The sequence below is a fragment of the Thalassococcus halodurans genome, from assembly GCF_900108225.1.
Lineage (GTDB): Bacteria > Pseudomonadota > Alphaproteobacteria > Rhodobacterales > Rhodobacteraceae > Thalassococcus > Thalassococcus halodurans.
The window spans coordinates 20,484-40,673 of record NZ_FNUZ01000002.1 but is presented as its reverse complement, the minus strand read 5'-3'; the positions used below and the strand labels follow the sequence as shown (position 1 = coordinate 40,673).

Here is a 20,190-nt window from a genome sequence, read left to right as displayed (position 1 = left end):
CGAGCGTCTTGTTCCGGGCGTTTTGATAGCGCCCGGTCCTCTGCCGGACGACGCTCCTCCGTCCGGCAGCTTTTCGACGGCCATAGGCAGACCGCACCTTGGCGGATAAGGTCCCCTGTATGACAAATATTTCCACATCGGACAGGCCCGTTTTACATGCACGGGGCATATCGAAATTTTTCCCCGGCACGATCGCGTTGGATGATGTCGAACTGCGCCTTATGCCCGGCGAAGTGCACGCGCTTTTGGGTGAGAATGGCGCTGGCAAATCGACACTGATCAAATGCCTGACAGGGGCTTACCGGCGCGACGCCGGTGTGATCATGCTGGACGGAACCGAGGTCGAACCCGCCTCGACCGCAGACAGTCAGAGATTGGGGATCGGCACGGTATACCAAGAGGTCAACCTGCTGCCCAACCTGACCGTGGCCGAAAACCTGTTTCTTGGTCGTCAGCCCATGCGCGGCGGTTTTATAGCACGCAAACGCATGAACGCCGAGGCCCGCGCGGTATTGCAGGATTACGGGCTAGAGATTGATCCCGCCGAACCGCTGACCGCCTATTCTGTCGCCATCCAACAGGTGATCGCGATTGCGCGCGCGGTTGAGATGTCTGGCAAAGTATTGATCCTCGATGAGCCGACAGCAAGCCTTGATCATGACGAAGTGCAACTTCTGTTCGGGGTGATCCGCAAGCTGAAGAAGCGCGGATTATCCATTGTATTTATTACGCATTTTCTTGATCAGGTCTTTGCCATTTCGGACCGCGCCACGATCCTGCGCAACGGTCGCGTAATCGGAGAATGTGTGCTGGCCGAGGTCACGCAGCATGATGTCGTGACAATGATGTTGGGCCGCCAGCTTGAGGCGCGTGTCAAAGCCCGTGATGTGGGCGTTGCAGGCAAGACGCTGGTCGAGGTCGAGGACCTTGGAAAACGCGGGATGATCGCGCCGTTCTCTCTTGATATCCGCGAAGGCGAAGTTGTCGGACTGGCCGGTTTGCTGGGGTCCGGAAGAACGGAAACAGCCAATCTGATCTTTGGCGTGGTGCCCGCAGATCAAGGCAAGATCATGCTGCGCGGACAAGAAATTGGCGTGACCAACCCGCGGGATGCGGTGGCGCATCGTTTCGCGCTTTGCCCCGAAGATCGCAAAGTGGACGGCATCGTCGGTGACTTGTCGGTGCGCGACAACATCATACTTGCGCTTCAGGCGCGCCAAGGCTGGATGCGGCCGATCCCGCGCGCGAAGGTTCAGGAAATCGCCGAAAGCTATGTCCGGGCGCTGGATATCCGGCTCGCGTCGCTTGATATGCCTATCCGGCTTTTGTCGGGCGGCAATCAGCAAAAAGCGCTTCTCGCGCGGTGGCTGGCTACAAATCCCGATTTTCTTATCCTTGATGAACCGACCCGAGGCATCGACGTTGGCGCCCACGCCGAGATCATCGCATTGATCGAACAGTTGCGCGCCGATGGCATGGCCCTGCTTGTCGCCTCGTCCGAGCTTGAGGAACTGGTGGCCTATTCCACCCGCGTCATCGTTCTGCGTGACCGGAAACAGGTGCGGGAACTGGCTGGCGACGAAATCACCCCCGACAATATCATCAACGCTATCGCCACGGAGGAGGTCGCATGACCCAGCCCACCGTCGGACCACGCCCATCCGTTTTCAAACGCATCATGCCCCAGCTTGTCATCCTTGCGGTGGCACTGGCGCTGAACGTGGCGGTGTTTCCCGAGTTCTTCCATATCGATTTCCGCAACGGGCGGCTGTTTGGAAATCTGATCGACGTCCTGAACCGCGGCGCTCCGGTCGCGTTGTTGTGCATCGGCATGACGCTTGTGATTGCAACCAAAGGGATCGACCTGTCGGTTGGCGCGGTCATGGCCATTGCCGGCGCGGTGGCGGCAGCGACTGTGGTTGATGGACACAGTTGGGGAACGGCCCTGTTGGCAGCGCTGCTGGCTGGCGGCCTGTGCGGATTGTGGAACGGGTTTCTGGTGGCGGTGCTGCGCATCCAGCCTATCGTGGCAACGCTTGTGCTGATGGTGGCCGGACGCGGGATTGCGCAGCTTGTGACCGAAGGCAAAATCCTGACGTTTGACAACGCGGGCCTGATCAACTTGGGCGCGGGCACGATTGCTGGTGTCCCTACCCCGATCCTGATCTGGCTGGCGCTTGGGGCCCTTGTGACATTCGGCGTCCGTCGTACGGCGTTGGGTATGCTAATCGAGGCCATCGGGATCAACGAACGGTCCTCTCGTCTTGCGGGGATTAACAGCCGTGTGCTGTTGGTTTGCGTTTATCTCGTATCCGGACTTTGCGCAGCACTTGCTGGCGTGATCGTTGCCGCGGATATCAAGGGCGCGGACGCCAACAATGCAGGTCTATGGCTGGAACTAGACGCGATCTTGGCGGTCGTGATCGGTGGCAATTCGTTGCTCGGTGGCCGGTTTTCTATTGTCGCCTCTCTTCTAGGTGCGCTGATCATCCAGTCCATCAATTCGGTCATCCTGCTGTCGGGCCTTCCGCCGGAATTCAACCTTGTGATCAAGGCGCTTCTGATCCTTGGCATCCTTGTGATCCAGAGCCCGAGGATCGGAAACTACATCTACATGCTCCGCGCTTCTGGCCCACAGCCACAGCCCGATCCTCTTGTCCGACAACGTCCCGAAAAGGAGGCTGCCCAATGATCCGCTCCACGCATCTGCCGCTTCTGATCACGTTGGCGACGTTTATTGTGGCCTATGCGCTTTGCGCCTCGGCCTACCCCGCAATGCTATCGTTCAGGGTTGTGGCGAACCTGCTGACGGACAACGCGTTTCTGGGAATTGCTGCCGTTGGCATGACCTTTGTTATTCTGTCCGGCGGGATCGACCTGTCGATCGGATCGGTGATTGCCTTCACCGGCGTGTTCCTGGCTGTGATCCTGCGCGACACCTCGCTTCATCCGCTGGTAGCCTTTGCCTTGGTTTTGGCGTTAACGACTGGGTTTGGTGCGGCGATGGGCGCAACGATCCACTATCTGGAAATGCCCCCGTTTATCGTGACGCTGGCGGGCATGTTTCTGGCGCGCGGCGCGGCCTATGTTCTGTCCACCGAAAGCGTGCCGATCACGCATGAATTCTACGACATGCTTCAAGGTCTCTACTGGAAGATCGACGGCGCACGGTTCCGTTTGATTGGTGGTCTGATGGTTCTTACGTTCCTAGTTGGCATCATCACCGCGCACCGCACCCGCTTTGGCCAGAACGTCTATGCGCTGGGTGGTGGTGAGCAGGCAGCGCGTCTGATGGGCGTACCGATGGCCAGCACCACCATCGGAATTTACGCAGTTTCCGGTGGATTGGCAGGGCTTTCGGGGATCGTCTTCTCGCTCTATACGTCGGCGGGCTATTCGCTGGCCACTGTCGGGGTCGAGTTGGATGCCATTGCGGCTGTTGTCATCGGTGGCACGCTGTTAACTGGTGGATACGGCTTTGTCGCAGGGACATTCTTTGGCATCCTCATCATGGGTCTGATTCAGACCTACATCGTCTTCGACGGCACGCTGTCGAGTTGGTGGACCAAAATCGTAATTGGAGGACTGCTGTTTGCATTCATCCTCCTGCAGAAAGGACTGACGTGGGCGGCAGAGAAAAGAGCAACTCGGGCTCGGCAACGCACAGCGACTGGTTCCGCCGCTCTCTCATGACATTGGTCACAGCGGGCGGCGCAGGGGCGGAACGCGCGTCCAATCACACGGCCTTCGTGGTGGACCAGCTTGGCCGCGCCATCGTTGCTGGCGAATACCCTGCCGAAACAATGATCCCGCTTGATCCTGATCTATGCGAGATGTTCGGCGTGTCACGCACCGTGGTGCGCGAGGCAAAAAAGACACTGATTGCCAAGGGCATGATCCAGTCGAAGGCCAAGGTCGGCACTCATGTACGCCCTGCGGACGAATGGAACATGTTCGATGAAGACGTTCTGCGCTGGCACGCGACAGCCCGCAATCCGACGCGTTTTTACGAAGAGCTTTACGAAATCCGCATGATCTTTGAACCGGCGGCCGCAGCGCAAGCCGCGGGACGTGTCAATCAGGTCGACCTGGATGAATTGAACTCCTTGTGCGACCGGCTGGCTACAGCGGACAACCGCACCGATTTTGCGCTTGCTGACTACGAATTCCATAAACAGGTTCTGCGCCTGTCTGGAAACCGGTTCCTACAGTCGCTGGGCGATCTGGTGCAGACCGCGCTTTATTCGCTGTTCATGGCAGAACACATCGGCGACTTCTCTGAGCGTCGAGAGACCGTCGCCCAAAGGCACCGCGCCATTGTATCGGCCATCGCTTCGGGCGCGCAGCTGGATGCGCGTGATGCCATGAGTCGCGTCATCCATGACGGCTATGCCAATGTGGTCATGAAAGGCGCCGTCGCTGGCTAGGTGCCCTGCCCTGTTTCTGACATCACGATGCGACCGCGCGTTTACCTTGATGGTTTGCGGCCAACGCATGGAAAATGATCAGGCCAAGCCCAAGCACGATGCCGATCCACATGATCGTCGGGGACTTCCATAGAACCAGCAGAGCTAGCCCCAGCCGCAGGAACATTTCCCATCGCGCCATCGGACCGCGATCAAACCGCGCAAGCGCTGATGCCATCAGATACAACGCAAGGATCAGACGTGCAGCCAGCCATCCAAGGGCAACCCATTCGATCTGGCCCGTATACCCTTCGATCAATGCCCGTTGTCCCGTTTCGCTGGTGATGGTCACCGCCTCTTGGATCAGAAGAAGTTCGGGATACCAAGCAAATACAAAGGGGATCGTGAACATCACGATGCCAACCCTGACGGCGGCAAAGCCTGTGCGCATCGGCTCGGTTCGGGTGATAGAGGCCGCAGCAAAAGCCGCAATCGCCACCGGCGGGGTGATCGCCGAGGCGACGGCGAAATAGAACACGAACATATGTGCGGTGAAAAAGCTGACCCCGAGATTGGCCAACAGCGGCCCCAACAGCAAGGCAACGTTCACATAGGCCGGAACCGTTGGCATGCCCATACCCAGCAGGATCGCGCACAACATCGCACATGTCAGCGCGAGCATCAGATAAACGCCACCGACAATGTGAATTTCGAACCCAAAGACCGAAATCACCTGCGCCTGTTCGAGCCATGAAGTCACAGCGCGGGTCAGTTCGCCGGTCAGCCCGCTTTCGTTCAGAAACGCCGAAATAATCGAGACCGCGAACAACAGCAGGAATAGTCGCGACAACAAAAAGCCCCCGTCCGCCAACGACATCAGAACCCGTGATGGTTTTGCGCGCGTTGACGGATCCAGAAACAGCAGCGGCAACAGAACCGCCACGGCCCACCAACCGGCTGACACCGCGTCGCCAGTCGAATTGGTAATTGTGCGGATCACACCCGCAGGCAGGATCGACGCCAGAAAACTGCCGCCCAGCGCGTCCTTGTTGCCCAGAAGCAGGAACAGGATCGTCATGATTGGCACGAAGATGATGATCAGGTTCAACCAGTCCTGTTTGTTCATTAAAAGGTCGTCGGGAATGTCACGCATCGGTTCGACTTTCTCGCGGCGGGCCTGAAAGACGACGGCAAGGAAGATCGAAAAGAAAAAGAACATCGCGGGCAGAAACGCCGCCGTGATGACCTTGTCATAGGGAACCGCAGTCAGGGCAACCAAGACAAAGGCTGCCACGCCCATAACCGGTGGCATGATCTGCCCGCCGGATGATGCTGCGGCCTCGACCCCGCCTGCGAACTGCGGCGAAAAGCCGTTGCGCTGCATCATCGGAATGGTCAGCCGTCCCGTAGACAGCACGTTCGTCACCGGACCGCCGGTGATCGTGCCGAACATGGCAGACGATACGATAGCCGCATGGGCAGGCCCGCCGCGCAATCTGCGCGTGCTCATCACCGCCAGCTTGATCAGCGACGTGCCCCCAGCAGATGACCCGAAAAGCGCGCCAAGGATGACATATGGAAAGACCTGACTGACGACGATTTCCATGAAGCGGCCCATGAAACCGTCGGGCGTGATAAAGACGTTGGTTGCCTTCTGTATCGCCGCCGCCGTGACATCGCCGCCATCGGCGCCCAGCTTGGTCAGCAGAAAGCTGTTGTCGGACAAATCAAACACCCAGATCAGGGCGGTTCCGACCGTGTAGATCACCACGATGCTCGCCACGGCCACCAACGGCAGCCCCCAGACACGCACATTGTAGAGGAAAAACAGCGTAATGATCGTGAACAACAGCGGAATAATCCAGATGCCGAAGCGGGCCTGACAGGCGGGCACTTCGGCCTCGAACGAAATACCGGGAATGACGCCTGCCGAGCGTTCCGCCGCCTCTTGGATAAGGCGGGCGCGTTCGCCGGTGATCTGGTCGATCAGACAGATCGAGTCAATTTCGACAAGATAACCGAAGGCCGCCAGAAACGCGGCAAGGATCAGACCGGCATCCAGCAGAAATCCGAGCCACGCGATGTTCGGTCGCTCTTCTCGCCATGCCCGATACACGCTGGAATCCAGCGCGACGATCAGCATCATCAACAGAAAAACAGGCGGGTAGAAATACTCTGGCGGGAAGTTGGACACACGGAAGAACGGACGCCCTGTTAGGTCGCGCGCCAGATCCTGAAGGCCGGGAATTTCCGGCAGGGTGTTCACCATACCGACAACAACAAGGATCAGGGCAAGCCAGAAGGCAATCCGCTGGCCCAGCGGCTTGGACAAAGGTGTGGTGTCAGTCATGGTGTGTCACTTTATGAAAAAGGGCCGCACGTGGCGGCCCCTGAAAGCGTGTTACGGACGCAGGCAATCCGCGACGGTGTGGCCCGCATCTTCGAACGCGCGAATGGCACCGGGATGCATTTTGATCTGCACCGCGCCACAAGCACCCTGACTTTTCCCATCAAGGTCGCCAAAGCTCATCATCAGGAAGGGGCCGCGTGGCGAACTGGTCAGGAACCGTTCCTGCCCTTTGAGGTAGGCTGTGGTGATATCGTATACCAACGTTTCGTCCATTGAGGCCGAGACGATCTGGCCAAAGGCCGTAGCAAAGCTGTCAAAGCTGTCGTCATCCGTCACGATTGTGATGTCGTTGCCCTCATAGGCCTTGCGGACCTCATCAACTGGCACGGAATAAGGCGCGTGCCCCGGAGCAGCCATGATCTGCTGACCCAGTTCGCTGGCTAAAAGGTCAGAGGGAACGTCGTGGATGGTGATGCCGCCAGCCGCCGCAATCGCGATCTGCCGACCCGAGGGCAGACCTTCCGGAATGGTCCATGCATCAGCGCCACCGCCTGTGATGCTCGACACCGTGTCAGGCCATGGGTTCTGGATGCCTTCATAGCCTTCGCCGTCTTTCAGCCCGCTCAGCAACTGGATCATCGCCCGACCCGATGTCAGGGCAGCACCACGCGGCGGGCCGTTCCAGATACGCTTACCGCTAAGGTCTCGCACGTCTTCAACAGGGTTGCTGTTGTAATAGCCAAAGATCTGGGCCGATCCCGCATTGAAGAACAACACACGGATGTTCGAGGCCAGCTCAGCGCCCTTCTCCGGACCGACACCACTGTAGGGACCGATGCCACGAGACAGAAGGAACGGCAGGATCAGCGGAGCCGGAGCCATATCGAGACGGCCTTCGGCGACCGCCTGAACAGAGTTGGTCAGCGTCGCGCCTTCGGTGATCTGCAGGTTGGCAACCCCTGCGCTGTCCAGAACGGCGGCCAGCGTGGTGTCGATGTAATGCGGGGTCGAACCCGGCGTGGTGGTCTCAGCGGTCAGCGTCGCTTGCGCCGCGGCCGCAAGCGGTGCAGCAGCCAGCACAGCACCGAGAATGGTCTGTCTGATCATGGAATCCTCCCTAACTTTTGCACCTTCCTCCAAAGGCGGCCGCGCCCTGACGGACGCGAGCCTTTTCACGCTGGCAGAAATTATATGACTTGTCACGTAATTTTTTTTCATGTCTTATCAGACCCATCGGAGGAGACATATGAGCCTGGATTCAAAGATCGATCGTGATCGAATTCAACGCAGGCAGAACCGCGAAGACCTGAACGTGTTCTCGCGCCTGCCTGCGGTCTATTCGACGTCGCGCAAGCAAGGTCAGCAATTGCTGCAAATCGGCGGCGGGTTGTCGATTGTTGAATGGCGCACCTTGTGGGACCTTCACGAAGCAGGCCCCATGACCATCCGCGACCTATCAACGATCCAGCGCACCGATCATTCACTACTGAGCCGCGCCCTGCCCGATATGAAACGCAAGGGATATGTGCGGATGGAGCGGTCTGAAGAAGACGGACGCCAAACCATTGTCGAGCTAACAGACGAAGGCCGCAGCGCCTATGAGACCGCCGCCCCCATAATGGCCCGCCGTCGTGCAGCCCTGCGCGAGCGGTTTTCCGACGAAGAAATCCGGACATTCACAGGATTTTTGGACCGGTTCGAAGAGTTCCTTCAAATCCCTGTAGATCAAATCCTGAATCAGGAGACGGCTGAATGACCGACAAACCTAACGTTCTCTGGATCATGGCGGATCAACTCCGGTTCGATTATCTCAGCTGCTACGGCCACCCGCACCTTCACACCCCGCATATTGACGCGCTGGCAGATCGCGGCGTGCGGTTTACCAACACCTACGTTCAATCGCCGGTCTGCGGCCCATCCCGCATGTCGGCCTATACCGGCCGCTACGTGCGCAGCCACGGCTCAACATGGAATGGCATGCCTTTGCGGATTGGCGAGCCGACACTGGGCGATCATCTGCGCGAGGCCGGAGCGCGCGCCGTTCTGGTGGGCAAAACCCATATGGCCGCTGATGCAGAAGGTATGGCTTGGCTGGGCATTGATCCCAAAAGCGAAATCGGCGTACGCGCCTCTGAATGCGGTTTCGAAGTGTTCGAACGGGACGACGGATTGCACCCCGATAGCCCCCGCCAGCAATGGTCAGCCTACGACGACTATCTTGTCGCGCATGGGTACGACTCGGACAACCCGTGGGAAGACTTCGCAAATTCAGGCAAAGACGACGACGGAGAGCTACTGTCGGCTTGGCTGTTGAAGAATTCGCGGATGGCGGCCAATGTCCCCGAAGAACATTCGGAAACCGCCTATATGACCGACCGCGCCATGGATTTCATGGAACAGGCAACGGCGGATGGACGGCCATGGATGTGTCATCTGTCCTACATCAAACCCCACTGGCCCTATATCGTGCCTGCCCCCTATCACGACATGTACGATGAACGTCATATCGTGCCGCCCGTCAGGTCCACCGCCGAACGGGACACCGATCATCCGCTGATGAGGGCCTATCACGATGCCCGCGTCTGCAAGAGCTTTTCACGCGATCATGTCCGCGAACATGTGATCCCCGCCTATATGGGGCTGATCAAACAGCTGGACGACAATCTGGGCCGACTGTTCGCTTGGATGGACGAAAAGGGGCTGTCTCAGAATACCATCGTTGTTTTCACGTCCGACCATGGCGATTACATGGGCGATCACTGGATGGGGGATAAGGACTTTTACCACGAGATGGCTGTGAAAGTGCCCCTGATCATCGCCGATCCACGCCCCGAAGCAGACGCCACACGCGGCAGCGTTTCGGATGCTCTGATCGAGATGATCGACCTTGCGCCAACGTTCATGTCAGCGCTTGGCTGCACCCCGAAACCACACATTATCGAAGGCCGCGATCTGACGCCACTTTTGCACGGCACCGAAGGGTTTTCACGTAAATATGCCATCAGTGAACATGACTATCACTGGTCCGACATGGCCCGCACGCTTGAGCAGCGACAGGAAGACGCCCATACCAAGATGATCTTTGATGGCCGCTGGAAGTACATCCGCTGCGAAGGCTTCCGACCGGTGCTGTTTGATCTTGCAACCGATCCATCCGAATTGACCGATCTGGGTGGTTCGACGGATGCCGAACACATCACAGTGCGCGCCCGCATGGAGGCCGCCCTTCTGGATTGGGCCACGCGCCACCATACACGTATCACCGCAACACCCAGTCTACTTGCCCGCCAGAAAATGGCCGCAGAAAGCGGTATCCTGATCGGCTTCTGGGATGAGGATGAATACTTCACCACAACCGGTAAACGGTTCGAAGATCTGAAACCGGTCGGGCGCTGACCGCGACTCACCCCGCAGCGGCCGAGGCCTTCGCAGCTCCTCTTTGCTGTCCGCCAGTTTCAGATACGTCCCGTTATTCTGGATCCTTCGGGTCCGGCGTCGCTGTCTGATCAGCCCACGCGCTGTATCGCTTGAAGCGCCGATTTCGCGGCTTGTTCTTTGACGGGGCCGAAGCCGCGGACCTCATTGACCAAGCCCGCCGCGTCAATCGCCTGCGAAATGTTGGTTTCGTTCAGATTGGCAATCAAACGATCCAGCATCGCGCGATACTCTGTGATCAACGCGCGTTCCAGACGGCGCTCATCGGTGTAGCCGAACGGGTCGAACGCGGTACCGCGCAAGCGCTTGCCATGGGCCAGGACCCGCATCGCGGGTCTGATCCACGGCCCGAAGGCCCGCTTCAACGGTCGCCCACGCGCGTCTTTTCCGGGTAACATCGGGGGCGCGAGGTGGTGCTTAACGGTGAAGTCGCCCTCGAACCGGTCTTTCAGGCTGGTCAAAAACCCTGTGGCCATGTGCAAACGGGCAACTTCGTATTCGTCCTTATAGGCCATCACCCTGAACAAACCGCTCATCGCGGCTGCTGTCAGATCACCTGCGGCGCCGGACACACGGGCCTCGGCCGCCTGCACCTTGGCGATCATCTCGCGGAAGCTCTTGGCCCAAGCATCATCCTGATATTCGCTTAGAAACGTCGCGCGACGGGCAATTTGTTCATCCAGAGTCTGGATCGGAGGCGTGACCAACCCTGCCGCTTCGTTCACGGCGCTTACGTCCTCGGCGGCGATCCGTCCCCAGCCAAAGGCGCGTTTGTTCAGGTCGGGTTTGACGCCGTTCAGTTCAATCGCGCGCATCAAGGCGTTCAGCGACAGCGGCACCAATCCCGCCTGCCATGCCGCACCCAGCATCATAACGTTTGCAAAAACCGTGTCGCCCAGAAGCGCCTCGGAAAGCGCGTTGGCATCGAGTGTACCCAGCTTACCGGTTGCCGCCGCAATGGCATCAAGCCGTGTCTTGGCATTCAGGTCAGCGTCGCGGTTCTGGACCAGATCACCTGTCGGCATGACGGCCGTGTTCAGAACGCCCCGTGTACCTGAATGGAAGGTTTGTGACGCCTTGGGCGAGGAACTGACGACGATATCGCAGCCGATCAATGCATCCGCGCTTGCCGGCTCGACCCGCACTTGATTGACCTCCTGTGCATCGCGCCCCATGCGAATATAGCTGATGACAGGGCCGAATTTTTGCGCAAAGCCCATAAAATCAAGCACCGACGCGCCTTTGCCCTCAAGGTTGGCCGCCATTGCGATCAGCTGACCCACGGTGACAACCCCCGTACCGCCAACGCCCGTCACGACGATATCCCACGGAGTATCCAGCGTCGGCTGCTCCGGCGCGGACAGGGATTTGCTTAGCCGTTCGAACGCAGCCTCACCGCGTTGCGCGCCTTTCTTCAGACTTGCGCCCTCGACGGTGACAAAGCTGGGGCAAAAGCCGTTCAGGCAGGTGAAATCCTTGTTGCATGTATTAAGGTTGATCTTCCGCTTGCGCCCGAATTCGGTCTCTAACGGCTCGACACTCAGGCAGTTGGACTCGACCGAACAATCACCGCAGCCTTCGCAAACCAAAGGATTGATCACGGCAAACCGCTTGGGATCTTCCATCTTGCCACGTTTGCGCAGGCGCCGTTTTTCAGTCGCGCAGGTTTGCTGATAGATCAGAACCGTGGTGCCGGGAATATCGCGCAACTCTCGTTGGATACGATCCATTTCGTTGCGGTGAAAGGCCTGCACGCCGTCCACCTTGGGCAAGTTTTCAGGCTGATCACTGACCATCACCACGCGCTTGGCCCCCTCAGCCAGCACCGAACGCGCAATCGCCTCGACCGTGATCGGCCCGTCCACATGCTGGCCACCTGTCATGGCCACGGCATCGTTAAACAGGATTTTAAAGGTGATGTTTGTGCCCGCAGCGATAGCTTGACGCACAGCAAGCGAGCCCGAGTGATAATAGGTCCCCTCGCCCAAATTCTGGAACACGTGGCGGTTGCCGTTGAACTGCGACCGCGCCACCCAGTTCACCCCCTCGCCGCCCATCTGGATCAGCGACGTGGTGTTCCGCCCCATCCACGATGCCATAAAGTGGCACCCGATCCCCGCGAATGCCTGCGAACCTTCGGGGACTTTGGTGGACGTATTGTGCGGACAGCCCGAACAGAAATACGGTGTCCTTGTTGCCCCTGAAACGCTGATCGGATGCGGTTCGGGCGTGATTTTTGCGGCGATATCAACCAGATCAAGATCGACAGAATTCCGTTCAAGCCGGTCGGCGATATGCTGTGCCAGCATCACGGGGCCAAGTTCGGACGTCCACGGGATCAGGCGATTGCCTGTTTCGTCGCGTTTGCCCACCATCCGTCGCGGCTTGCGGCCCGGAAAATCATAGAAATACTCTTTGAGCTGGCTTTCGATGATGCCGCGCTTTTCCTCGACCACGAGCAGCTCATCTTTGCCCTGCGCGAACTCAAGCGCGCCTTCGTGTTCCAGCGGCCAGACCATGCCGACCTTGTAAATATCGATGCCCAGCGCGGCGGCGCGGGTTTTGTCGATGCCTAACAGTCGCAGTGCCTCAAGCACATCCAGATGCGCCTTGCCCGTCGTCACGATGCCGAACCGCGCCATGTGGCCCCATTCAGCACGATCAATGGGATTGGCGCGGGCAAAGGCCATGACGGCGTTTTTCTTATGCTCCAACCGCGCCTCGATCTGCGGCCCCGGAAGATCGGGCCAGCGGTAATGCAGACCGTCCTCGGGCGGGGTGAAGTCCGGTGTTACAAAGGCGCGATCCGGCTGAAGTTCGAACGACATGCCGGATTCAACCGTTTCCGAGATCACCTTGAAGCCAACCCACATTCCAGAAAAGCGCGACAGGGCATAGCCCCATTCTGCAAATGGCAGGAATTCGGCCACGTTCGCAGGGTTCAGAACGGGCATGAAAAAGTTCATGAACGCCACGTCCGACTGGTGCGACATGGACGAGGACACGCAGCCATGGTCGTCCCCTGCCACCACAAGCACCCCGCCATTGGGCGAGGCCCCATAGGCATTCCCGTGTTTCAGCGCATCGCCTGCACGGTCCACCCCCGGACCTTTGCCGTACCACAGGCCAAAGACCGCCTCGCATGTCTTGTGCGGGTCGGTTTCCACCTGTTGGGTGCCGATCATCTGTGTGGCCCCGAACTCTTCGTTCACGGCGGGAAGGAACGTGACGCCCGCATCTTTGACCAGATCCGCGTTTCGCCCGATTTCAAGATCAATCCCCCCGACCGGCGATCCGCGATATCCCGAAACATAGCCCCGCGTATCCAGACCCGCGGCCTTGTCACGCCGTGCCTGATCAAGCGCCATGCGAACGATGGCTTGTGTGCCAGTCATAAACACGCGTCCTGTGGTCTTGGTGTAGCGATCGGATAAGGCGTAATCACGCAGGATCGGGGTTTGGTCGGTCATGGCGGGCCTCCTCGGGTCGTATGTCCTCGGGAAAAGCTTGTCGCATGCGGTGTGAAAAAGGCTTTCAACCTTATCAGCCTTCGGGCATATTTTGATTTATTTAATTCAGGAATGACCAATTCATGGCAAGTTCAGATCAAGTCTCGGAAGTAGAGGCAAAACTTCTTTCGATTTTGCAACGTGACGCCTCTGCCAGTGTTGCGGACCTTGCTGCCGCGACAAACACTTCGTCTGCGACCGTTTGGCGGCGCGTCCGTGCGCTGGAAGAGCGCGGCGTGATCGGCCCGCCTGTGCGCCTTGTCGATCCGGCTAAGGTCGGGCGCGGGATGGATGTTTACTGTCAGGTCAGAATGAAATCGCAGGACAAGGACGCGCGCGCAGCCTTCAAGCGCGCGGTCGACGCCGAGCCGTCAATCCTTGAGGTTTATTCCGTCAGTGGCGAATGGGACTACATGCTGCACATGGTTGTGCGCGACATCGAGGATTTCGAAGCCATCCTGATGCGCAGACTTCTTGAACTTGATTGCGTTGCGGGAACATCCACGATCTTTGCGCTGCGCCGCATCAAGCACACCCGCGAAGTGCCGCTATGAAAGCCCAGCGCGCTTCGGTATCAGTGAAAAGATAGCAAACCGCACATCTGCATTTCCACGGGCCGCACACCGCCATGAAAAAGCATCACAAGCCATATTCGGCGAAGAAGACGATCCTTTTCGGGCTCGCCATTGCTGCCTTCTTTACTGCGGTGTCTGTGTTTTTTCTGATCATGCAGGCGCGGAACAGTTTTCACCGTCTTGCGGGCCAGATCACAATGGTCGCCGAGGACAGTCTGGACATTCGCGATGTGCGGGGCATCACCACCCACCTGATCGTTCCGCCCGATGCGATATTGCTTGATCTGGACAGCCTGAGCGATCTGAGCGTCGGCCAGCATGTCATGACACGCGGTGAGTTCATTGGTGAAAAGCTGTTCGAGGTTGACGGCTTGCGCGTCATTCAGGGCCCTGAACTGAAATGACTGAAGCCAAGGCCCACCCCCGCCGTTCCGCTATCCTGAAAACCGCCATGGTGATCTGCGTCTATCTGGCGATCTCGTTCACATTGGCCAGCTTTCCGGCAGACACAATCATCGACAAGGTCGGCAGCGATAACGCCTATGTGCTAATGTTCGCCTTGGGCATGATCGGCGGCTTCACGACCTTCACCGGCATTCCCTACCACTTTGTTTTGATGAGCCTTGCCGTAGGCGGGCTTGATCCGGTGGCGCTTGGCGTTTGCACGGCTGTTGGCGTGATGCTGGGCGACAGCACCATGTTTCTGATCGGCAAACAGGTCAAAGACAGCCTTCCGCCGCGTGTTGTGGCGACCATTGACCATTTTGCAGAATACCTGCTGAAACACCCCCGCTTTGTGACCCCTGCCCTTGTGGCCTATGGAACGGTGTCGCCGTTTTCGAACGATTTCGTCGTCGCGTCGCTTAGCATGGGGGGCTACGGATACTGGCGCACGATCCTGCCGCTGACTGTTGGCAATATCTTCTACAACATCGCGCTCGCGTATCTGGGGCTTTATGCCTACGACACGATCATTGGTTGGTTTTGATCAGCGTTGTGGCCAGCCTAGACCCAAACGTGATCTTCCGCCGCGGCATGTAGCGCGTCGATGAACAGGTCGGCATAGGGCGGGAGTTGGATGTGTTTCAACCTAAGAAGGTTGAGCTTCCGGCTACTGGTGGGATCAGTCAGACGCAGCCCTTTCAGTTCTCCGGCTTTGGCTTCGATGCGGAACGCGTGACCGGGCATCAGGCTGACACGTTCGGTTTTCCGGATCATGGATTTTAGTCCGTGCAAACCGGTGCACGTCCAATACTGATTGGTCATCGATTCACCAGCGGCCACGAAAATCGCGTCCACGTAGCTTCGGATCACGCTGCCGGATGCGGGCAAGGCCCAGGAATGTTCCAACAGCTCGGCCAGCGATACTTCGTTGCGATCCCAAAGGGCGCTGGACCTGCCCACGACGGCTTCGAGCGGTAGGGAAATTAACGGATCAGCCGCCACGTCAGGGGTCAATTGATCAACCAGCAAACCGCCAATCATCACGTCCACCTCGCCTGCATGCAACTTATCCAGAAGCAGATCGTCATATTCTTCGATCACAGACACCCGCAGGCTTGCGTTTTGCTTGTCCAGCGTCTCGAGCGCTTTGGGGATCAGCTCGATCATCGAAATGGGTGTTGCCCCGATGATCAAAGGCCCGCTTTGCCCCTGCTGGGCCAATTCGATTTCGCTGACGGCCTGCCCCAACACCGCGTCAATCGCCCGTGCGTGACGAAGCAGCAGCTTACCATACGCATTCAGGCGCGCACCGAACCGGCCGCGTTCGATCAGCGTAACACAAAGCTGTTGTTCAAGAATTCCGATTTTGTTGGTCAGGGCGGGCTGCGAAATACCCTCGGCTTCCGCGGCGCGAATGAACGTTCCGTGGGTGTCAATCGCACGCAGATAACGCAGATGTCGCGGGTCTATTTTCATAACTAAACCGAATTGATTTCTTAATTTTCATTATTGGACGAATAGAAAACCGACTGTCAAGCTGACTTCAAAGGACAAGAAAAACTGTTCTCGGGAGGAAAAAATGACAGTTTTAAAGATCGCCAGAGTTGCTGCGATAGGCACCGCAATTCAACTTTTGATGTCGCAAACCGCCATCGCGGAAACGTTGAAAGTTTCGACGTTCCTGCCGCCGAAACACGCCTTCAACCGCATGCTAGAGGCATGGGGCCAAGAGCTGTCTGACAAAACCGATGGCGAGCTGACCGTCGAGATTTTCCCCGCAGGCCAGTTGGCCCCGCCCCCGCGCCAGTTTGATCTGGTTCGCTCGGGTGGTGCGGACGTTTCTGTTGTTCTGCACGGCGCAACGCCGGGTCGATTTGCACTGAGCGAATTGGCCGGTTTGCCGCTGGTGGCCCCTTCGGCAGGATCGGACAGTGCGATCACATCGCGCCGCCTGACAGAACTGGCGCCCGACTATCTAACCGAGGAACATGCAGGCACGCGCGTTCTGTGGATGGCCGTGACGCCACCCTTGATGTTCCACGTAAAGGGTTTTGATCCCAGCAACTTGGAAAGTTTCAAAGGCAAACGCATTCGCTATCAGGGCGTTGTCTGGCAGAAGATCATCGAAGCGATGGGCGCATCGCCCGTGCCGGTGCCGCCTGCGGAAACCGCAGATGCGATGGCCAAAGGTGTCGTCGATGGCGCGACCTTCCCGTTCGAAGCAACGATCCCCTTTGATCTTGCACCCGTATCGGACTTCACCCTGACACCCGGCATCGCCAGCGCAAGCTTTTCGGTTGTGATGGGCGATCATGCCTACAATCGCCTGAGCGACGAACACAAAGCCCTGATCGACGCAACAACAGGGCCTGATCGTGCAGAAGCCTTTGGTGCGATGTGGGACAAAGGCGAAGGCGCAGGCCGTGCCTTTATGGAAAAAGGCGGCGTACAGGTCTTAGCGCTGGAACAGGACAAACTGGACAGCCTTCGTCAAACTCTGGCGTCGGTCGTGGAAGAAGTGACCCAAGCCTCCGAAGCCAGCGGGCTTCCGGTGTCCGACTTCCTGAACGCCTACACCAAATAGACCAAGTTTATGATGTTCAGGAGTTTTACGAACAAACTGCTTGGCGCGATGCAATTCGTGGCCGGTCTTGCCTTGGCGTCCATGATGCTGGTGACCGTCGCCGATGTCGCGCTGAGGTTTCTGTTCAACACCCCGGTGCGCGGCACTTATGACCTTGTCAGTGTCGCGCTGCTGGTCATGGTCATGTTCGGGATTGCGCCTGTGATCCTACAGGGCGCTGATATCGTGATTGACCTGTTCGACAGGGTTCTGCCCGCAGGCGTATTGCGCGTGCTTCAATCCATTTCGGCACTGGGCGCTTTTTGCGCGTTCCTCTTTATCGGGTGGTCCATGTGGGGCCCAGCGCGCGACGCTTGGCTTTACGGCGATCGTTCGCTGGAACTGGGTCTGCCGCTTTGGAGCTATTGGGCCGTGGCCTTTGTCGGGTTGTTCGGCATTCTTTGGGCCGCTCTGGCCCTGCTGGCAGCCCGCCTCAAAAACCAGCCTGAAAGCGGAGAGCGGATATGAGTTCTTTTGCTTTGGGCCTGTCCGGCATCGGCATCATGTTTGCCCTGCTTCTGGCCCGCCAACCCGTGTGGCTGGCTTTAGCGGCCTGCGGGATCATCGGAAACTCGATTCTGAATTCCGTGTCCATGACCAAATTCGTTACGGGCACCGGTGTCTTTGACCTTGCCTCGTCCTATCCGCTGTCCGTGATCCCGCTGTTCGTTCTGATGGGCGAGGTTGCATCAGGGTCACGCATGTCACGTGATCTGTTTCAGGCTGCGCGCGTCGCGCTTTCAGGGCTGCGCGGTGGGCTTTCCATGGCGTCCATCGCGGCGTCAGGGGCTTTTGGCGCCATCTGCGGATCGTCGGTTGCAACCGCCGCCAGCATGACACGGATCGCCCTGCCCGAGATGCGTCATGCCGGATATGAAGAAGGCTATGCCGCATCCTCGGTCGCTGCGGGTGGATCGCTGGGCATCCTGATCCCGCCGTCTATCATTCTTGTGATCTACGGTTCAATTGCCGAAGCCTCGGTCGCCCGCTTGTTCGCGGCGTCGATGATCCCGGGCTTAGTGCTTTTGCTGCTGTACCTTGTCGTTGCATGGGTTCTGGCCGGACGCGCGGTGGATGCCGAAAACCAACCGAAGCCGTCGGCGTTGGAACGGGTGAAAGCCCTGTTGAAGCCATGGCATTTCATTCTGCTGTTCGTATCAACGATCGGCGGGATCTATGCCGGTATCTTCAGCCCGAATGAGGCCGCATCTGTCGGTGCCTTCGGTGCGATCCTGATCGGCTTTCTGCGACGCACATTGGATTGGTCCGGCTTGGTCAATGCGATCCAAGCCTCGGTCCGGATTTCCTGCGGTCTGTTCCTGATCATCATCGGTGCCAAGCTGTTTGCCACCTTCATCGTGCAAACCCGACTGCCTGACACGCTCTTGGAACTTGCTATGGCTGCGGAACTGACGCCGTTTCTGATCATGGCCCTGATCGTTGTGATCTACATCGTGATGGGATGTTTTCTGGAAGGGATCGGCATGGTTTTGATCACCGTTCCGGTCTTCCTGCCCATCGTCGAAGGCTACGGTTTCGACCCGATCTGGTTTGGTGTTCTGGTGGCTGTTCTGGTCGAACTCGGCCTGATCACACCGCCTGTCGGCATGAACCTGTTCATCATCAAAGCACAAAGTCAGACGCTTGATATGGCGCGGCTTTTCCGGTCGATCATCCCGTTTTTGATCGCCCCCATCATCCTTGTGGCCCTGCTGTTCGCGCTTCCGCAAATAGCGCTGTGGCTACCCAATCTGCTTTTCTAAAACCCCAGAGGACTACATGACCAAGAAGATCGCTCTTGAAGAGCATTTCATGCACCCCGATTTCGTCGACTACTGGTCAAAGACGGCAATCAACATCAGCCCCGCCCTGTTCGGCAAAGCCCGTGACGCGCTTGAAGACTTCGGCGAACAACGCCTTGGCGCTATGGACCAGATCGGGATCGAAAAATCCGTTCTGTCATTGGCTGGCCCCGGTGTGCAGGCGGAAACGGAAACGAAGACTGCCGTGCGTATGGCCAAACAGGTGAACGACTTCCTTGGCCAGAAGATCGCCGATACACCGACGCGCTATGGCGGCTTTGCCCATCTCGCGCTGCAGGACCCGACCGAGGCGGCGAACGAACTGGAACGCTGCGTGCGTGATCTGGGGATGTCGGGGGCCATGATCAACGGCTGCTCGAACGGCACCTATCTGGATGATGATCGCTATTCCGTGGTTTGGGAACGGGCCGCCGATTTGGGTGTGCCGCTGTACATTCACCCCAACAATCCGCCAGACGTGCCCTTCATGTATCACAACCACCCCGAACTGTGGGGGCCTGTGTGGTCATGGACCGTCGAGACAGGCAACCACGCGCTTCGCGTGCTGTTCAGCGGCGTATTCGATCGCTTTCCCAAGGCAAAGCTGGTTCTGGGGCACATGGGTGAAACCCTGCCCTACCAACTTTGGCGTTTCGACAGCCGGTGGGAGATTTCGAACCGTGGCGACATGCGGCTAGAGATGAAGCCATCGGAATATTTTAAACGCAATGTCTGGTGCACCACTGCTGGCGTCTATTCGGACGAACCGCTGCGCTGTGCGATTGATGCGATTGGCGCGGATCGTGTCATGTTCTCGGTCGACTATCCGTTCGAACGCCCCAAAGAGGCAGGCGACTGGTTTGATGCTGCGCCGATGACCGACGAAGAACGCGCCAAGGTCGGGCGTGAAAATGCGATCGCGCTGCTTAACCTGTAAGATAACGCTAACATTTTTCCCATGACGGAAACCACCGCCGTCATGGGAAGGCCGCCTACGATTCCCTATTCGTAAAAACTCGGGAACCGTCGACCGGCTTCTGCCCGCC

The 20,190-nt window shown here is 58.2% G+C and carries 17 protein-coding genes; 13 read left to right on the top strand and 4 right to left on the bottom strand.

The window, feature by feature from the left end:
* Window positions 1-119: 119 nt before the first annotated feature.
* From C4S59_RS05290 to C4S59_RS05275, 4 genes are read left to right on the top strand one after another with little or no spacing between them, the layout of a single operon-like run.
* The gene (locus C4S59_RS05290) at window positions 120-1,634 is read left to right on the top strand and encodes a sugar ABC transporter ATP-binding protein (protein ID WP_103909461.1); all 1,515 of its coding nucleotides are present in this window, start codon (window positions 120-122) and stop codon (window positions 1,632-1,634) included.
* Window positions 1,631-2,692: an ABC transporter permease gene (locus C4S59_RS05285; protein ID WP_103909460.1), complete on the top strand. Its 1,062-nt coding sequence runs from the start codon at window positions 1,631-1,633 to the stop codon at window positions 2,690-2,692. Before C4S59_RS05290 ends, C4S59_RS05285 begins: the two co-directional genes overlap by 4 nt.
* Window positions 2,689-3,693, top strand: coding sequence for a galactofuranose ABC transporter, permease protein YjfF (gene yjfF / locus C4S59_RS05280; protein WP_200813171.1), 1,005 nt, complete (start codon window positions 2,689-2,691; stop codon window positions 3,691-3,693). Before C4S59_RS05285 ends, yjfF begins: the two co-directional genes overlap by 4 nt.
* Window positions 3,690-4,427 carry a FadR/GntR family transcriptional regulator gene (locus tag C4S59_RS05275; protein ID WP_103909459.1) on the top strand — a complete coding sequence of 246 codons (738 nt, stop codon included), beginning with the start codon at window positions 3,690-3,692 and terminating at the stop codon, window positions 4,425-4,427. Before yjfF ends, C4S59_RS05275 begins: the two co-directional genes overlap by 4 nt.
* 22 nt (window positions 4,428-4,449) lie before the next feature.
* Here C4S59_RS05275 and C4S59_RS05270 read toward each other — a convergent pair whose 3' ends face one another.
* Together C4S59_RS05270 and C4S59_RS05265 are read right to left on the bottom strand one after the other, a co-directional pair.
* Window positions 4,450-6,756, bottom strand: coding sequence for a TRAP transporter permease (locus C4S59_RS05270; protein WP_103909458.1), 2,307 nt, complete (start codon window positions 6,754-6,756; stop codon window positions 4,450-4,452).
* A 51-nt stretch (window positions 6,757-6,807) separates the two neighbouring features.
* Window positions 6,808-7,863, bottom strand: a complete 1,056-nt coding sequence (locus C4S59_RS05265; protein ID WP_160006762.1) for a TAXI family TRAP transporter solute-binding subunit — start codon at window positions 7,861-7,863, stop codon at window positions 6,808-6,810.
* Window positions 7,864-8,002: 139 nt separating this feature from the next.
* On the opposite strand from C4S59_RS05265, the gene C4S59_RS05260 reads away from it, so the two are divergent.
* Entirely contained in the window at window positions 8,003-8,512 is a 510-nt protein-coding gene (locus C4S59_RS05260) for a MarR family winged helix-turn-helix transcriptional regulator (protein ID WP_160006760.1), read from the top strand.
* Window positions 8,509-10,152, top strand: coding sequence for a sulfatase-like hydrolase/transferase (locus tag C4S59_RS05255; protein WP_103909455.1), 1,644 nt, complete (start codon window positions 8,509-8,511; stop codon window positions 10,150-10,152). Before C4S59_RS05260 ends, C4S59_RS05255 begins: the two co-directional genes overlap by 4 nt.
* 110 nt (window positions 10,153-10,262) lie before the next feature.
* Here C4S59_RS05255 and C4S59_RS05250 read toward each other — a convergent pair whose 3' ends face one another.
* A complete protein-coding gene (locus C4S59_RS05250) occupies window positions 10,263-13,661 on the bottom strand; it encodes an indolepyruvate ferredoxin oxidoreductase family protein (RefSeq protein ID WP_103909454.1) in 3,399 nt (1,132 codons plus the stop codon).
* 122 nt (window positions 13,662-13,783) lie between these two features.
* Between C4S59_RS05250 and C4S59_RS05245 the strand changes: the two genes are divergently transcribed.
* From C4S59_RS05245 to C4S59_RS05235, 3 genes are all read left to right on the top strand, one after another.
* The gene (locus C4S59_RS05245; RefSeq protein WP_103909453.1) at window positions 13,784-14,254 is read left to right on the top strand and encodes an Lrp/AsnC family transcriptional regulator; all 471 of its coding nucleotides are present in this window, start codon (window positions 13,784-13,786) and stop codon (window positions 14,252-14,254) included.
* Window positions 14,255-14,328: 74 nt separating this feature from the next.
* Window positions 14,329-14,679, top strand: a complete 351-nt coding sequence (locus C4S59_RS05240; RefSeq protein WP_103909452.1) for a hypothetical protein — start codon at window positions 14,329-14,331, stop codon at window positions 14,677-14,679.
* Window positions 14,676-15,263 (top strand): hypothetical protein, encoded by a 588-nt coding sequence (locus tag C4S59_RS05235; RefSeq protein WP_103909451.1) that lies wholly within the window; start codon window positions 14,676-14,678, stop codon window positions 15,261-15,263. Before C4S59_RS05240 ends, C4S59_RS05235 begins: the two co-directional genes overlap by 4 nt.
* A gap of 17 nt (window positions 15,264-15,280) precedes the next feature.
* Here C4S59_RS05235 and C4S59_RS05230 read toward each other — a convergent pair whose 3' ends face one another.
* Window positions 15,281-16,195: a LysR family transcriptional regulator gene (locus C4S59_RS05230; protein WP_103909450.1), complete on the bottom strand. Its 915-nt coding sequence runs from the start codon at window positions 16,193-16,195 to the stop codon at window positions 15,281-15,283.
* A 103-nt stretch (window positions 16,196-16,298) separates the two neighbouring features.
* On the opposite strand from C4S59_RS05230, the gene C4S59_RS05225 reads away from it, so the two are divergent.
* Genes C4S59_RS05225 through C4S59_RS05210 form a run of 4 tightly spaced genes read left to right on the top strand, consistent with a single transcriptional unit; the run spans window position 16,299 to window position 20,081 of the window.
* Window positions 16,299-17,303, top strand: coding sequence for a TRAP transporter substrate-binding protein (locus C4S59_RS05225; protein ID WP_103909449.1), 1,005 nt, complete (start codon window positions 16,299-16,301; stop codon window positions 17,301-17,303).
* Between the two features lie 9 nt (window positions 17,304-17,312).
* Complete coding sequence (locus C4S59_RS05220; protein ID WP_103909448.1) at window positions 17,313-17,810, top strand: TRAP transporter small permease; 498 nt, start codon at window positions 17,313-17,315, stop codon at window positions 17,808-17,810.
* A complete protein-coding gene (locus tag C4S59_RS05215) occupies window positions 17,807-19,105 on the top strand; it encodes a TRAP transporter large permease (RefSeq protein WP_103909447.1) in 1,299 nt (432 codons plus the stop codon). The genes C4S59_RS05220 and C4S59_RS05215 overlap by 4 nt, the downstream gene beginning before the upstream one ends.
* Window positions 19,106-19,121: 16 nt before the next feature.
* Window positions 19,122-20,081: an amidohydrolase family protein gene (locus C4S59_RS05210; protein WP_103909446.1), complete on the top strand. Its 960-nt coding sequence runs from the start codon at window positions 19,122-19,124 to the stop codon at window positions 20,079-20,081.
* Window positions 20,082-20,190 lie beyond the last annotated feature (109 nt).

Bases quoted from the DNA above. Each gene is read 5' to 3' on its own strand.
- C4S59_RS05285 (WP_103909460.1), top strand. From the start codon at position 1,631: ATGACCCAGCCCACCGTCGGACCACGCCCATCCGTTTTCAAACGCATC.
- C4S59_RS05260 (WP_160006760.1), top strand. From the start codon at position 8,003: ATGAGCCTGGATTCAAAGATCGATCGTGATCGAATTCAACGCAGGCAG.
- C4S59_RS05240 (WP_103909452.1), top strand. From the start codon at position 14,329: ATGAAAAAGCATCACAAGCCATATTCGGCGAAGAAGACGATCCTTTTC.
- yjfF (WP_200813171.1), top strand. From the start codon at position 2,689: ATGATCCGCTCCACGCATCTGCCGCTTCTGATCACGTTGGCGACGTTT.
- C4S59_RS05210 (WP_103909446.1), top strand. From the start codon at position 19,122: ATGACCAAGAAGATCGCTCTTGAAGAGCATTTCATGCACCCCGATTTC.
- C4S59_RS05225 (WP_103909449.1), top strand. From the start codon at position 16,299: ATGACAGTTTTAAAGATCGCCAGAGTTGCTGCGATAGGCACCGCAATT.
- C4S59_RS05275 (WP_103909459.1), top strand. From the start codon at position 3,690: ATGACATTGGTCACAGCGGGCGGCGCAGGGGCGGAACGCGCGTCCAAT.
- C4S59_RS05290 (WP_103909461.1), top strand. From the start codon at position 120: ATGACAAATATTTCCACATCGGACAGGCCCGTTTTACATGCACGGGGC.
- C4S59_RS05250 (WP_103909454.1), bottom strand. From the start codon at position 13,661: ATGACCGACCAAACCCCGATCCTGCGTGATTACGCCTTATCCGATCGC.
- C4S59_RS05270 (WP_103909458.1), bottom strand. From the start codon at position 6,756: ATGACTGACACCACACCTTTGTCCAAGCCGCTGGGCCAGCGGATTGCC.
- C4S59_RS05230 (WP_103909450.1), bottom strand. From the start codon at position 16,195: ATGAAAATAGACCCGCGACATCTGCGTTATCTGCGTGCGATTGACACC.
- C4S59_RS05245 (WP_103909453.1), top strand. From the start codon at position 13,784: ATGGCAAGTTCAGATCAAGTCTCGGAAGTAGAGGCAAAACTTCTTTCG.
- C4S59_RS05235 (WP_103909451.1), top strand. From the start codon at position 14,676: ATGACTGAAGCCAAGGCCCACCCCCGCCGTTCCGCTATCCTGAAAACC.
- C4S59_RS05215 (WP_103909447.1), top strand. From the start codon at position 17,807: ATGAGTTCTTTTGCTTTGGGCCTGTCCGGCATCGGCATCATGTTTGCC.
- C4S59_RS05265 (WP_160006762.1), bottom strand. From the start codon at position 7,863: ATGATCAGACAGACCATTCTCGGTGCTGTGCTGGCTGCTGCACCGCTT.
- C4S59_RS05255 (WP_103909455.1), top strand. From the start codon at position 8,509: ATGACCGACAAACCTAACGTTCTCTGGATCATGGCGGATCAACTCCGG.
- C4S59_RS05220 (WP_103909448.1), top strand. From the start codon at position 17,313: ATGATGTTCAGGAGTTTTACGAACAAACTGCTTGGCGCGATGCAATTC.